The sequence below is a fragment of the Glutamicibacter sp. AGC46 genome (assembly GCF_053543715.1).
On record NZ_JBLVOJ010000005.1, the window covers coordinates 115,517 to 128,782 of the forward strand.

Sequence of the window (13,266 nt, forward strand, 5' to 3'; positions counted from 1 at the left end):
CCTGCGGATGGATGCAGCAGGGCTGTTCGCCCGAATCAGGAACGCGCGGTGATCGAATCGATGGCTTCGCGGGCATCTTCGGCCAGCTGCTGCGGCATCGGCGCGCTCTTGGCCGAGTCGGCGGCGGTCTTCTGCCCCTGGTCGCTGACGACGTACTGGCCGAAGGTCTTGGCCAGTTCCATGGTCTGCGGATCCTCGTAGCCGCTGCAGAACAGCAGGTAGGAGACCAGCACCATCGGGTACGCGCCGGCGGCGGTGGTCTTGCGGTCCAGTTCCAGGGCGATATCGTGCTCACCGCGGCCGTGGACCCGCTCTGATTCGGCCACTGCCTTGGCCGCTGATTCCCCGCTGACTGCCACGAATTCCTCGCCGACCTTCAGCTTCACCTTGCCCAGCGACTTATCCACCAGGGAATCATCGGCATAGGTAACCGCGCCCACGGCGCGGGTCACGGTGGTCACCACGCCGGCATTGCCCTGGGCCTTCTCCAGCCCGGTGGCATCCGGCCAGCCGCCATCCGGCTCGTGTGGCCAGGCTTCGGGAGCTACCGCATGCAGGTACTCGGTGAAGTTCTCGGTCGTGCCAGAATCGTCGGCGCGCGCCACCCCGGTGATCGGCAGGTCGGGCAGCTGCACCTGCGGGTTCAGCTGGGCGATGGCCGGGTCCTGCCAGGAGCGGATCTCACCGGAGAAGATCCTGGCGATCGTTGGGGCATCCATGTTCAATTCCTTGATGCCCGGCAGGTTGAAGGCGATGCTGATCGGCGAAATATACGCCGGGATATTGATCGCGCCCTGCGGGCCGCAGGTCTCGATGGAGCGCTGGACTTCCTCTTCCTTCAGGTAAGCGTCGGATCCGGCGAATTCGGTGCCGCCTGCCAGGAGCCCGGCGCGTCCGGCGCCGGAGCCCACCGAGGCGTACTGCACCTGGACCTGGGGGTGCATGGTGGAGAATTCGGTGGTCCAGGCGTTCATGGCGGAATTCTGCGCGGTGGATCCGCCGCCGGTCAGTGTGCCTTGGAGGCTAGAGCTATTCGATTCAGCGGCCTTGCGCTGCTCTTCTCCCAGCGGGTAGTCCGACCCGCAGCCCGAAAGCAGCAGGACCAGGCCCATGCTGGCAATCGCGGTGAAAGCGGCGGTTCGAGGCAGAGGTGGCCGGGCAGGTCCGGTGGTTCGCAAAACTTCTCCTGGGGTCCAAGGTGAACGGCGGATGTACTTGAAATTCCAGTGAATCATCATCCCTGCACTTTCCGAAATCATTCCCTGGCCACAGCCGATGAGTATTCGGCGGGCCCGCGGGCGTTGAACTGTGTTTCCCAGGCGCCTAATGCCCGCCGGTGCCAGCCGCCGAGTCGATAGCAGCGAGGTCCTGCGTCGCCGGCCCCTCCAATACTTCCCCGGCCGGACTGAACCTGGACCCGTGCAGCGGGCAATCCCAGGATTTCTCCGCGTCATTCCACGACAGCACGCCACCTAGATGAGTGCAGATCCCGGACACCCGGCAGGTGGCCCCGCCGGTCGTGGACACGGCGACCGGGCGCAGGCCCTCGCGCAGCACCAGGCCTTGGCCCTCGGCGGGCGGAGTCCGCTCCTCGCCAGACACGCCGCCTGCATCCTGCGCGGCGCCCTTGCCTGCTTCGCCAAGCAGCGAGCGTTTCCATCCCGCGACAAGTTTTCCGGCAACCCGGGAGTTGATCTTCGCCCCGGCGACCAGGTCGGACGGGGTGGTGGCGCGCTGCGACAAGGCCTGCGCCCAGGCGATATTTCCGCCGAGGATGTTCGCGCTGAGCTGGAGGGCGGCGGCAATCGCATTGGCCATCCCCCACTTGTTGTAGCCCGTGGCCACATGGATGTTCCCTCCCCCGCGGGGCAATTGGCCCACGAACGGAACCATATTGGCCGACTTGTAGTCCTGCGCCGACCATTGGCCGGCGAGTTCGGCCCCGGGGAAATGCCTTCTGGTCCAGATATCCAGGTCCTTGAGCTGGCCGAGCTCGGAGAGCTGCTGGCCCACCGGATGGCCGTTGCCGCCCACCAGCAGCAGCTCCTGCCCGTCGAGAGGAACGGTCCGCAGCGAACGTGCTGGATGGTCGATGGACAGGTACATCCCCTGGGGCAGCGCACCGGTGGCTGCATCAATGCGATGCGCAACCACGTAGGAGCGCGATGGTTCGACTTTGGCGAAATAGAGTCCCCGATCCAGGATGGGGATTCCCGTGGCCAGGATGACCTGCTGGGCACGGTTCTCGCCTTGGCTGGTATGCACTGTGGCCAGGGCGCCGGCGCTGGCATCGCGCACTCTGACGCCCTCGACGATCCTGCCCCCGCGCGAGCGCAGGTCGCTGGCCAAGGCCTGGAGCACTTCCATGGGGTTGAATTGCGCTTGGCCAGGCAGGGCCAGCGCCGAGGCCACGGGAAACGGCAATCCGATGTCCGGGCCGCACCAGCTGGCCTCCACCCCGGCGCTGCGGGCTGCCTCGGCTTCCTTCTCCAGACTGGCACGTCCGGATTCGGCTTCGGTGTACGTGTAGGCATCCCGCCGCTGCACGGCGACATCCCGCTCCTCCAGGTAGCGCAGCAACCACGACTGCCCTTCGAGATTCCCCCGGACATAGGCGTCCACGACCTCTTGGGAACAATGCTCCCGGATCCCGGAGAGCACCGTGCCCTGCAGCAAGCTGAGCTTCGCGGTGCTCGCTCCTGTTGTTCCGGCCCCGGCGAACCTGGCTTCGAGTACCGTGACGCTCAATCCGGCCCGGCTCAGCAGCACGGCGGTGGCCAGCCCGGTCAGCCCCGCGCCTACGACGATGGCGTCATAGGTTGCGCCCGGCTGGAATTGGTCGGCGCCACCGGAAGAACGCTTCGCCTGCCATAACGACTCCATCATCGCTTTCTCCTCTTGCTCAGTTTGCTGCCGCACCCTGATTCCACGGTATGCACAAGCGCCGAGGTTCGGTACGGCCACGGAAAATCAGGCGAATTCACCCAGCTTGGCCAGCGGCCGCGGCCCGCCACGGCCGCCTTGCCGATCCCGCAGGCTGATTTGCGCTGCCGAGAAAACTTAAGTGATAATGATTCTCATTATGACTCTTGAAGAGCCCGGGCTCGCCCGCCAGCCCCGCGCCCCGCTGCCGCCCAGCCCGGCCTTGTGCCTGCGTAACGCGCGCCTGGGACTGCCCGGCGCCGCCAGCCCGCTGCTCGACGTCGAGGAGTTCATGCTTCTTCCCGGCGAGCGCGTGGTCATTACCGGCCCGTCGGGTGCTGGCAAGTCGCTGCTGCTGTCGATGATCACCGGGAACTGGGCACCCGGACTGGAATTCACCGGAACCCGCACTCCCGGATCAACGCGCATCGGCTACATCCCGCAGCGCGGCCAGGACGCCCTGCATCCGCTGCTGCCGCTGGAACGGCAACTTCGCAAGGCCACCGGCGCCAGCGCGCAGCAAGTCCGCGACGTCCTGCAAGACGCCGGACTGGACGATCCGCAGCTGCTCGCACGACGTCCCGCGGAACTCTCCGGAGGCCAAGCACAACGCGCCGCCATAGCCCTGGCCGTGCTCAGCCAAGCCCCGTTGATCCTTGCCGATGAACCGACCAGCGCCCTGGACCACACCGCCCGCGACCTCATCCTGGAACTGCTGGGCACCCTGCTGGGCCAGCAGCAGGCCCTGGTACTGGTCACCCACGACGCGGCAGTCGCCCAGGCGCTGGCCACCCGGCACCTGGTCCTGGACTCCGGGAAGATCGCCAGCACCACCGCGCCCCGCCTGGAACGAGTACCGGCTTGAGCATCCCCGCATTGGAAGTATCCGCGCTCAGCGCACAGCGCGGGCACGGAGCCGCCCGCCGACTGGTCCTGGAGCCCCTTGGCTTCACGCTGGACCCGGGCGAATCGGTGGCCATCACCGGGCCATCCGGCGCCGGCAAATCCACCCTGGCCGACATCGTGCTAGGTCTGGAACTGCCGGACTCCGGAGAAATCCGCGTGCTGGGCCAGCACTGGAGCGCACCGAAGCGCAGCCACGCGCCAGCACGCCGCCGGCTGGTCCAGGGCGTGCCCCAGGATCCTGCCGCCGCCTTCGTGCCGCGGTGGAGCATCCGCACCTCGCTGCAGCAGGCCATCCACCGGCTGGCTCCCCCAGCCGGCCCCGGAACGGGCATCGCCCGGGCCGCCGAGCTGGCACAATTCGACACGGCACTGCTGGATCGGCGCCCGCACCAGCTCTCCGGAGGACAGCTGCAGCGGGCCGCGCTGGCCCGCGCCGTGGCGGTGAACCCCTCGGTGCTGGTGGCGGACGAGCCGACCAGCGCCCTGGATCCGGACACCGCCCAAGCAGTCGCCGGCCAGCTGCTCTCCACCGCCGCCAACTCGGGCATTGCCTTGCTACTGATCACCCATGACCCGCAACTGGCCGCGCAATGCTCGCGCACCATTGCCATCCGCCCACCGTCCCGATAACCCGCCCGCCAGCTGATCACCCATCACCCATCACCCATCACCCATCACCCAAGGACCTCGCACCCATGAATCGACCCCGCCCCAAGACCCTGGCCTTGCTCACCATCCCGCTCGCCGGAGCACTTGCCCTCAGCGGCTGCTTCTCCGCGGCCGCCGAGCAGGCCGGAAGCACCGACCGCATCTCCGTAGCCCACATGCAGCCGCCCCGCTCCGGGCTCAGCCCGCTCAGCGACGACGCGTTCAAGCTATCGCGCTGGTCCACCGCCGAAACCCTGGTCAACCTCGACGCGTCCGGGGACGCCCAGCCGGCGTTGGCTACCAGCTGGGAACGCAGCGGCGAGCTGGCCTGGGACTTCGAGATCCGCGAAGGCGCCAGCTTCCACAACGGCCAGCCGCTGACCGCCGAAACGGTGGCGAACTCCTTGCAGCGGGCCATCGACTCGACCCCGGTGCCGCGCATCCTGAACGGAACCGCATTGAAGGTCGCGGTGCGCGGGGAGCACGGACTGCGGATCACCACCGCGGATCCCGACCCGCTGCTGCCCCAGCGGCTCTCCAGCCCGCAGCTGGCCATCTTCGCCGCCGAAGCCTACACCGCCAACGGAGTGGATCCGGCCGGCCACGGCACCGGCCCCTTCCAGATCGTGGACGTAGACGGGATCTCCGGGGCCACCCTGGACCGGTACGAGGGCTACTGGGGCGAGAAGGCCGCAGCCTCGGGCATCGACGTGAAGTTCGTGCCCGATGGCACCGCCCGCGCCGCCGCGCTGCGCACCTCGGAGGCTGATGTCATCGAGGCGATCCCCGCCGGGCAGGCCGCCACGGTGGACCAGGAGCTGCTCACCGAAGTGCCGATGCCGCGCACCAACACGCTGTACCTGAACACCGAAAAGGGCCCGTTCGCCGACCCGGCGGTGCGCGCCGCGGCCCGCGAAGCCATCGACCGGGCGGCCATCGTGGAGTCGGTGTACGAGAACCGCGCCGATATAGCCGAGGGCCTGCTCGGCCCGGCCCTGCCCTACGCCGCCGGGCTGCGCGATTCTGGAGAATACCGGCAGCTGCTGGCCCAGCGTGCCGAACCAGCCAAGGTCAAGGACGTGGAAATCACCCTGGGCACCTTCACCGACCGCGCCGAACTGCCGGAAGTCGCGGTGATCCTCGAGCAGCAGCTGGAAGCGGCCGGATTCATCGTGAAGCAGGATGTGCGCGAATACCAGTACATCGAGGCCGACGCACTGGACGGCGCCTTCGATGCCTTCATCCTCTCGCGCGCCACCGTGCTGGATTCCGGGGACCCGGTTGCGTACTTCGCCTCCGACTTCACCTGCGAAGGCGGCTTCGCCATCGCCCAGCTCTGCGACAAGGATGTGGACCAGGCCATCGCCCGGGCCTCGGAAACCGAAGCCGGGGAACAACGCCAGGAGCAGATCATGCTGGCCGAAGCCCGGATCCTGGGCACCGATGCGGCCATCGCGCTGCTGCACGAACGCGTGATCCAGGGCGAGGGCCCCGCCGTGCGCGATGCCGCGCAGGATCCGCGCGAACGCGAGCTGATCACTGCGCAGACCCGCCTGGACAGCGAGCAGGAGCCGCAACGCTGATGAACTGGTTCGCCCTGAAGGCGCGGCGCCTCTCTTGGCCGTCCTTCGCATCCTGCCTGCTCAGCGCGCTGGCCCTGCTGCTGGTAGCCGGCGCGCTGCCCTGGCTTTCGCGCACGGACCCGGCCGCCGCGGTGCTGCGCGCACGCTATGCCGAGCTGGAACCCACCGAGCAGGCGCTGGCCTCCGTGCGCGCGCAGCTGGGCCTGGACCAGGGCCCGCTGGCCACCAGCCTGCACTGGTGGTCCGGGGTGCTGCACGGGGATCTGGGCAGCTCTTGGGTCAGCGGGGCAGAAATCGCTCCCGGCGCCTGGCGGGCCCTGTCGGTCTCCGCCACGCTCACCGCCTTCGCCACCATCATCGCGCTCGCCGTGGCCTTCGCCCTGGTGCTGCCCGCCGCGCTGCGCGTGCTGCGCAACCGGCAGCATTCAGGATCCGGGCCGCTGGGCGTGGCGCTGACCGCCTTGCCCGAATTCCTGCTGGCCAGCTTGCTGCTGGTACTGGTGGCGGTGCAGCTGCAATGGCTTCCGCCTTACGGGTGGACCGGGCTGGACACCGCGATCCTGCCCGCACTGGCCCTGGGCATCCCGGCCGGCGGATTGCTCGGCCGGCTGCTGGCCGATGCCATCGCCTCGGTGGCCGCCGAACGCTGGGCCGGAATCTGGCACCTGGCCGGAGCTCCGGCACCGGCCATCCTCTCCGGGGTGCTGCGCCGGGCCGCCGCGGCAGTCATCGACCAGCTCGGCCTGGTGTTCATCGGCTTGCTCGGCGGCGCGGTGGCCGTGGAGCAGGTCTTCGCGGTGCCCGGACTTGGCCGCTACCTGCTCGGGGCGGCCAATGCACAGGACATTCCCGCCTTGCAGGCCGGCCTGCTGCTGATGGCGGGATCGGCGCTGCTGATCGGAATGCTCACCGCAGCGGCCCGGCGCGCGCTGCGCGGCGGCGCCCTGCCCGCCGGATCGCTGCCAGCCCCGCCCGAGGCGCGCGGCAACGGCAGGATCCAGCGCTGGACTGCGGCGATCACCTGCACCGCGCTGCTGGCCATCCTGGCTTTCGGACTGCCGCGCGACCCCTACACCCTTGCCTTCCAGAGGCTGCAAGCCCCGAGGGCCGGTCTGCCGTTCGGCGCCGATTCCAGCGGACGGGATCTGCTGGCCCGCGTGGCCCACGGAACCTTGGGCACGGTAGGCCCGGCACTGGCGATCGTGGCCTGCGCAATCCTGATCGGCCTGCTGCTTGCGGCGGCAGGCGAGATCTCGCGCGGGCCGGCGGTAATCGCCAACGCGACTCCGCCGATTCTGGCCGGAGTGGTCATCGCGGCCCTGCTGGGCCCGTCGGTGGGCGGTGCGGCGCTGGCCGTGCTCTGGGTGAGCTGGCCTCCGCTGGCCACGCATGCTGCCTCGCTGCTGGACGAGGCCCGGGCCATGCCGCATATCCGCTGGCTTCCGCTCTCGGGGGTGCCGCGCGGCCGGATCTGGGTCCAGCATTTGCTGCCCGCGGTGCTTCCGGCCCTGCTGAGGCACGGGATGCTGCGGTTGCCCGGGGTGGCACTGGCTTTGGCTGCCCTCGGATTCCTCGGGCTCGGGGCTCAGCCGCCCACCCCGGAGTGGGGCCTGCTGCTGGCCGAAGGCATCGGCTATGTCGAGCGGGCTCCGTGGACTGCCATCGCCCCGGCTACCGCACTGGTGCTCACTTCCGTGTGCGCGGTGGCGCTCGCCGGAATCCCGGCGCCGCAGCGTGCCGGTACCCGAGGCACGGCTGCGCAGCAGGATCCGGCGGCCAGGAACACGCCGGTCCCGGTGAGCTGAAACGCGGGCCTATCCCGGCCCTGGAAAGAAAATGGAGCCAAGGGGCAACGCGGCATATGCCGCGCTGCCCCTTGGCTCCATCGAGTTTCCGTGGCGATCGCCCCTTGCCCAAGCAGGCTTACTGGGCGGCCACTTCGCTGTTGCCGTGCCGTGTTCCTGTGGCCAATCCCAGGCTCACCGGCTGCGGCGAGGTGCAGCAGCCGGCCGCTTCGGCGGGCTCGGTTCCGCTGGCGGTGCCGCCGTCCGCGGGGGCATCGCAGGAACCGCCCAGATCCGTGGAGCAGACCCCGGTTTCCGGCAGATCCAGTTCAACCCGGCCTGCCCCGTCGGCATCGCCGGACAAGGCAGCGGCAATGGAGCGCACCTGCTCGTAGCCGGTAGCCATCAGGAACGTCGGAGCCCGTCCATAGCTCTTCATTCCAACGATGTAGAAGTTCTTTTCCGGGTGCGCCAATTGCTTTTCGCCGTGCGCGCTGACCGTTCCGCAGCTGTGGAATTCCGGGTCGATCAATGGCCCGAGCTGGCGCGGGGCTTCAACGCATTCATCCAGGTCCAGGCGCAGTTCGGAGAGCATCTGCAGATCCGGGCGGAAACCGGTGGCGGCGATGATGCGGTCAACGCCCAGCTCGCGCCCGTCAGCCAGCGATACGGACAGCTGATCCCCTGCGCTCATCGAAGCGACGGAGACATTTTCCAGCAGTTCCACGTTGCCGTTCTCCACCAGCCGGCGCAGCGACGTGCCCAGCTGGCCCCGGGCTGGTAGCTGGTCAGCAGCTCCGCCACCGTAGAGCCGAATCGGGTTGGCCGCCCCGCGCAGGCCCCAAAGGATCCGAATGTCCGGGAACTTCTTCTGCAACCGGCCCAGGGCAATGACGGTATTCGCCGCCGAATGCCCGGCGCCAAGCACCAGCAATTTCTTGCCCGCGAGCTCCTGCTCATCGGCGCCCAGCGGATCAGGCAGCCCGCAGATGATGAAGCCGCGCTCGCGCGCCTGCGCTTCGCCGATGGCCTGGATTCCGGCCCGGCCTACCGGGCTTGGCTGGTTCCAGGTGCCACTGGCGTCAACCACGGCACGGCCGAGAAGATCCACCGGGCCGCCCGGAGTTTCGGTGCGCACCAGGAACGGGGCTTCATCGCGGTGCGCGGTGCGTGCCTTGTCGGCACCGCGGCCGTCGGCCAGCACGCGGCTGATCTTCGCCACGCGGTGGCCGTAGCGGATGCGCGGTGACAATTCCGGGTGGGCGGCCAGCGGCTGGAGATATTCGCTGACCAACTCCGCGCCGGTGGGAAGCTTGGTGATCCGCGGCGCTTCCCAGCCTCCTGCGTATCCCTCGCTTGGGGTTTCCAGCAGCCGGCGGGCGGCCGCATCGATATTGAAGCGCCATGGGGAGAAGAGCTTGATGTGGGACCACTGGGCTATTGCGGCGCCGGCGCTGTCCCCGGCTTCCAGGACAAGCACTTCCAGCCCGCGTTCGCGCAGGTGGGCGGCGGTAGCAAGGCCGATGGGGCCGGCGCCGATGACGATGACTGGAAGGTTCTCCTGCATGGGTTTCTCCTTGGCTGCTGGAATTCTGGAGACGGTCTGCGCTTAGCTGGCCGGCAGCAGGTCGGCGATGAGGTTCTCAATCCGGGCACGGATTTCATCACGGATTGGCCGCACGCCGTCAATGCCCTGCCCTGCGGGGTCTTCCAGCTTCCAGTCTTCATAGCGCTTGCCCGGGAAGAATGGGCAGGCATCTCCGCAGCCCATGGTGATCACCACATCGGAGTCCTTCACGGCTTCGGTGGTCAGCACCTTGGGGATTTCCAAGGACATGTCGATGCCGACTTCTTTCATGGCTTCCACGGCGGCCGGGTTAACCGAATCAGCCGGGGCGGATCCGGCCGAGCGGACCTCAATGCGCCCTCCGGAGAGGTGGGAGAGGAAGGCGGCGGCCATCTGGGAACGCCCTGCATTGTGCACGCAGACAAAGAGAACTGAAGGCTTTTCGGCAGCAGTCATGGGTGTTGTCCTTAGGAAGAAGTAGTCGAAGTGCTTACAGCCGGGAAGAATTTCCGGGACCACAGGGCCACGTAGACCAAGGCAACCAGGATCGGCACCTCGATCAGCGGACCCACCACCCCGGCCAAGGCCTGGCCGCTGGTGGCACCGAAGGTGGCGATGGCTACCGCGATGGCCAGCTCGAAGTTGTTGCCGGCGGCAGTGAACGCCAGAGTGGTGGTGCGCGGGTAACCCAGCTTCAGCCAGTGGCCGATGAGCATTCCGGCACCGAAGACCACCACGAAGTAGATCAGCAGCGGGATCGCCATGCGCAGCACATCCAGGGGCTTGGAGATGATGTTATCGCCCTGCAATGCGAAGAGCAGCACGATGGTGAACAGCAGCCCGTACAGTGCCCACGGCCCGATTTTCGGCAGGAATTTTCCCTCGTACCAGTCGCGGCCCATGGCCTTTTCGCCCAGGGTACGGGTCAGGTAGCCGGCCACCAGCGGAATGCCCAGGAAGACCAGCACCGAAGCGGTGATCGCGGCAATGGAGAACTCGGCGCTGGTGGTTTCCAGCCCCAGCCACGATGGCAGCAGCTGCAGGTAGAACCAGCCCAGGGCACCGAAGGCGATGACCTGGAAGACCGAGTTGATGGCCACCAGCACCGCGGCCGCTTCCCGGTCCCCGCAGGCCAGATCATTCCAGATGAACACCATGGCGATGCAGCGGGCCAGCCCCACAATGATCAGGCCGGTGCGGTATTCGGGCAGGTCTGCCAGGAATACCCAGGCCAGGACGAACATGAACGCCGGGGCCAGGACCCAGTTGATCACCAGCGAGGTGATCATCAGCTTCTTGTCGGCCAGCACGCGGCCGGTTTCGTTGTAGCGGACCTTGGCCAGCACCGGATACATCATGACCAGCAGGCCGATGGCGATGGGTACCGAGACCCCGGCCACGGTGAAGCGGTCCAGCAGCTCGCCCAGCTGAGGGAAGATGCGGCCCAGACCCAAGCCGACGCCCATGGCCAGCAGGATCCACAGGGCCAGGTAGCGGTCCAGGAAGGAAAGTTTTGCCGCCACGGGGGCAGTGTCTAGCGCAGGCGCGGGTGCCACTGATTCATCACTCCAAGAATAGGCATCGACGATTGTCGATGTTTTGAGTATGATGAAACATATCGACGTTTGTCAATCTCTGGCGCCAGAAGAAAAGAGCCAAGGCCCGTGAGCACAGCCACCGTGAATCCTGCCGGAGAAACTTCCCCAGTACCGGCAGCCGACGCCTGCTGCACGCCATCCCAAGGCGAGGCAATCCTCAACGCCGGGCAGGCCGAAGCGTTGGCGCTGCGCTTCAAGGCCCTGGGCGATCCCAACCGCCTGCGCATCCTGTCCATCGTCTCCGCCAGCGAATCGGCCGAGACGTGCGTCTGCGACCTGCCCGAACCATTGGGCCTCAAGCAGCCGACGGTCTCGCACCACCTGAAAATCCTGGTGGAGGCCGGAATCCTGCACCGCGAAAAGCGCGGGGTGTGGGCGTACTACTCCGTCGTCCCTGGCGCTTTGGAATCCCTAGGATCCAGCCTGGCACCCAAGGGCTAGGCCGCAGACCCACCTGGGCAGGGCGCTACCTAGAGCCTGAGCTCATACAGGACGGTATCCAGCCATTGCCCCGCCACTGCCCCGCGGGCACCCCGGGCAATCCGCTCGCGCCGGCCAACCTCGCGGAACCCGGCCCTGGCATGCAGTACCCTGCTGGCTTCGTTGCCGGCGATGACTGCCGACTGCACCATCCAGTAATCTTCTTCCCTTGCCCGGGCGATCAGCTCGGCCAGCAGCCGAGTGCCAATGCCGCATCCGGCATGATCCGGATCAATGTACACCGAGTGCTCCACCACGCCGTGGTAGGCCGGGCGGGCCGAAACCGGGCTGGCCGCAGCCCAGCCGAGAACCTTGGCATCGGGCGCAATGGCCACCAGCGACAAGGCAGGAATTTTCGCCGCGAAGAACTTCTCGCGTGCCGACACCTCGGATTCGAAGGTGGCCAGGCCGGTCTCGATGCCGCTGGCATAGATGCGGGCGACATCCGCCCAGTGGTTCTGCGCCATCGCGGCTAAGCGGATCTCCATGCTTCAGGCCTACTTGGTGCGAAGATCCGCGATGAAGGACTCGGCACGCTGCAAGTTCAGCGCGAGCTTGTCGCGCTTGGCGCTGGCACGCTGGGTGTAGTCATCGAGCTTGGCCCGGGCGACGGAGTCCTGCGGATCTGCCGCGAGCGCGTCCACCGCGTCAAGCAGCTCCCCCATTTCCTCCAGCGAGAAGCCCAGCGGCTTCATCGAGCGGATCACCAGCATGCGGGCCAGATCCGAGTCGGTATAGATCCGGAAACCGCCTTCGCTGCGGGTGCTCGCCGGCAGCAACCCCACCTCGTCGTAGTGGCGGATGGTGCGATGCGACAGGCCGGTAGCCTCGACCATGTCACCGATATGCATCGAACCGCCAGCACCTTCGGTCTTCGCTTGATCCATGAAGTCCTCCGTTTCCTCCAATTACAACCCTACCCTTACGTTAGGTTAGAGTTGTATTCGATGGCATCAGGTCTACGACCGCTCCGGCAGCTCTTGCCTCGTCTGCGGCGCAATGATGCCCATCCCATGAATTCTACGCACTGCACGTGCCCCACGCTTACTGGCTTGAAAAGAAGGGAGCTCACCTATGAGCACCAGCACCACAGCGGATCCTTCCGCACTGAGTCCCACCGAACGCCAATCGGTGTTGCGCACCCTGAAATCCCCGCGGCTGCTGAAAACCGAGGTCCTGGCAGGCCTGGTCGTGGCCCTGGCCCTGATCCCCGAGGCCATCGCCTTCTCGATCATCGCCGGAGTTGACCCGCGCATCGGGCTCTTCGCCTCCTTCACCATGGCCGTGTCCATCTCCTTCTTCGGCGGACGCCCCGCGATGATCTCCGCGGCCACCGGCGCCATCGCGCTGGTCATCGCACCGCTGGTAGCCAGCCACGGCGTGGACTACTTCATCGCCGCCGTCATCCTCGCCGGAATCTTCCAAGTCATCCTGGCCCTGCTGGGCGTGGCAAAGTTGATGCGTTTCATTCCACGCCAGGTCATGGTCGGATTCGTCAACGCGCTGGCAATCTTGATCTTCATGTCCCAGGTTCCCGAACTGCTCGGAGCCCCCTGGCTGGTCTACCCGCTCACGATCCTGGGTCTGCTGATCGTCTTCGGCCTGCCCAAGCTGACCACCGCCATCCCCGCCCCGCTGGTGGCCATCGTGGTGCTGACGCTGATCACCGTATTCGCCTCGGTTGCCGTACCCACCGTGGGCGACAAGGGCCAGCTGCCCGAGTCCCTGCCAACACTGTTCTTCCCGGATATCCCGCTGAACCTCGAAACCCTGCAGGT

At 67.2% G+C, this 13,266-nt stretch carries 13 protein-coding genes; 6 read left to right on the top strand and 7 right to left on the bottom strand.

Annotation, left to right across the window (positions count from 1 at the left end):
- Positions 1-35 precede the first annotated feature (35 nt).
- Together pstS and ACNPM8_RS01495 are read right to left on the bottom strand one after the other, a co-directional pair.
- Positions 36-1,112, bottom strand: a complete 1,077-nt coding sequence (pstS, locus tag ACNPM8_RS01490; RefSeq protein WP_448939136.1) for a phosphate ABC transporter substrate-binding protein PstS — start codon at positions 1,110-1,112, stop codon at positions 36-38.
- Between the two features lie 211 nt (positions 1,113-1,323).
- On the bottom strand, positions 1,324-2,886 hold the full coding sequence (locus ACNPM8_RS01495) for an FAD-dependent oxidoreductase (RefSeq protein WP_448939125.1): 1,563 nt from the start codon (positions 2,884-2,886) through the stop codon (positions 1,324-1,326).
- A gap of 196 nt (positions 2,887-3,082) precedes the next feature.
- On the opposite strand from ACNPM8_RS01495, the gene ACNPM8_RS01500 reads away from it, so the two are divergent.
- The 4 genes from ACNPM8_RS01500 to ACNPM8_RS01515 all read left to right on the top strand — a co-directional run bounded on the left by ACNPM8_RS01500 (position 3,083) and on the right by ACNPM8_RS01515 (position 7,864).
- The gene (locus ACNPM8_RS01500) at positions 3,083-3,787 is read left to right on the top strand and encodes an ATP-binding cassette domain-containing protein (protein ID WP_448939126.1); all 705 of its coding nucleotides are present in this window, start codon (positions 3,083-3,085) and stop codon (positions 3,785-3,787) included.
- Positions 3,784-4,458, top strand: a complete 675-nt coding sequence (locus tag ACNPM8_RS01505; protein ID WP_448937926.1) for an ATP-binding cassette domain-containing protein — start codon at positions 3,784-3,786, stop codon at positions 4,456-4,458. Before ACNPM8_RS01500 ends, ACNPM8_RS01505 begins: the two co-directional genes overlap by 4 nt.
- 65 nt (positions 4,459-4,523) lie before the next feature.
- Positions 4,524-6,059, top strand: coding sequence for an ABC transporter substrate-binding protein (locus tag ACNPM8_RS01510; RefSeq protein WP_448939127.1), 1,536 nt, complete (start codon positions 4,524-4,526; stop codon positions 6,057-6,059).
- The gene (locus tag ACNPM8_RS01515) at positions 6,059-7,864 is read left to right on the top strand and encodes an ABC transporter permease subunit (RefSeq protein ID WP_448939128.1); all 1,806 of its coding nucleotides are present in this window, start codon (positions 6,059-6,061) and stop codon (positions 7,862-7,864) included. Before ACNPM8_RS01510 ends, ACNPM8_RS01515 begins: the two co-directional genes overlap by 1 nt.
- A gap of 118 nt (positions 7,865-7,982) precedes the next feature.
- On the opposite strand, the gene ACNPM8_RS01520 is transcribed toward ACNPM8_RS01515, so the two are convergent.
- The 3 genes from ACNPM8_RS01520 to arsB are packed head-to-tail and all read right to left on the bottom strand — an operon-like array spanning position 7,983 to position 10,933.
- The gene (locus ACNPM8_RS01520; protein ID WP_426736097.1) at positions 7,983-9,410 is read right to left on the bottom strand and encodes an FAD-dependent oxidoreductase; all 1,428 of its coding nucleotides are present in this window, start codon (positions 9,408-9,410) and stop codon (positions 7,983-7,985) included.
- Positions 9,411-9,452: 42 nt separating this feature from the next.
- Positions 9,453-9,866: an arsenate reductase ArsC gene (locus ACNPM8_RS01525; protein WP_426736095.1), complete on the bottom strand. Its 414-nt coding sequence runs from the start codon at positions 9,864-9,866 to the stop codon at positions 9,453-9,455.
- 11 nt (positions 9,867-9,877) lie between these two features.
- Positions 9,878-10,933, bottom strand: a complete 1,056-nt coding sequence (gene arsB, locus ACNPM8_RS01530; protein WP_448939129.1) for an ACR3 family arsenite efflux transporter — start codon at positions 10,931-10,933, stop codon at positions 9,878-9,880.
- Positions 10,934-11,074: 141 nt separating this feature from the next.
- On the opposite strand from arsB, the gene ACNPM8_RS01535 reads away from it, so the two are divergent.
- Positions 11,075-11,449, top strand: a complete 375-nt coding sequence (locus ACNPM8_RS01535) for an ArsR/SmtB family transcription factor (RefSeq protein WP_332489430.1) — start codon at positions 11,075-11,077, stop codon at positions 11,447-11,449.
- A 29-nt stretch (positions 11,450-11,478) separates the two neighbouring features.
- Here the strand turns inward: ACNPM8_RS01535 and ACNPM8_RS01540 are convergent, their stop codons facing one another.
- Positions 11,479-11,976, bottom strand: a complete 498-nt coding sequence (locus ACNPM8_RS01540) for an N-acetyltransferase family protein (protein WP_448939130.1) — start codon at positions 11,974-11,976, stop codon at positions 11,479-11,481.
- Positions 11,977-11,985: 9 nt separating this feature from the next.
- The gene (locus ACNPM8_RS01545; RefSeq protein WP_286172296.1) at positions 11,986-12,375 is read right to left on the bottom strand and encodes a MerR family transcriptional regulator; all 390 of its coding nucleotides are present in this window, start codon (positions 12,373-12,375) and stop codon (positions 11,986-11,988) included.
- Between the two features lie 187 nt (positions 12,376-12,562).
- On the opposite strand from ACNPM8_RS01545, the gene ACNPM8_RS01550 reads away from it, so the two are divergent.
- On the top strand, positions 12,563-13,266 hold a 704-nt coding region (locus tag ACNPM8_RS01550), incomplete at its 3' end, for a SulP family inorganic anion transporter (RefSeq protein ID WP_448939131.1).

Coding starts and splice junctions, on each gene's coding strand:
- pstS (WP_448939136.1), bottom strand. CDS start 1,112: ATGGGCCTGGTCCTGCTGCTTTCGGGCTGCGGGTCGGACTACCCGCTG.
- ACNPM8_RS01495 (WP_448939125.1), bottom strand. CDS start 2,886: ATGATGGAGTCGTTATGGCAGGCGAAGCGTTCTTCCGGTGGCGCCGAC.
- ACNPM8_RS01500 (WP_448939126.1), top strand. CDS start 3,083: ATGACTCTTGAAGAGCCCGGGCTCGCCCGCCAGCCCCGCGCCCCGCTG.
- ACNPM8_RS01510 (WP_448939127.1), top strand. CDS start 4,524: ATGAATCGACCCCGCCCCAAGACCCTGGCCTTGCTCACCATCCCGCTC.
- ACNPM8_RS01515 (WP_448939128.1), top strand. CDS start 6,059: ATGAACTGGTTCGCCCTGAAGGCGCGGCGCCTCTCTTGGCCGTCCTTC.
- ACNPM8_RS01520 (WP_426736097.1), bottom strand. CDS start 9,410: ATGCAGGAGAACCTTCCAGTCATCGTCATCGGCGCCGGCCCCATCGGC.
- ACNPM8_RS01525 (WP_426736095.1), bottom strand. CDS start 9,866: ATGACTGCTGCCGAAAAGCCTTCAGTTCTCTTTGTCTGCGTGCACAAT.
- ACNPM8_RS01540 (WP_448939130.1), bottom strand. CDS start 11,976: ATGGAGATCCGCTTAGCCGCGATGGCGCAGAACCACTGGGCGGATGTC.
- ACNPM8_RS01545 (WP_286172296.1), bottom strand. CDS start 12,375: ATGGATCAAGCGAAGACCGAAGGTGCTGGCGGTTCGATGCATATCGGT.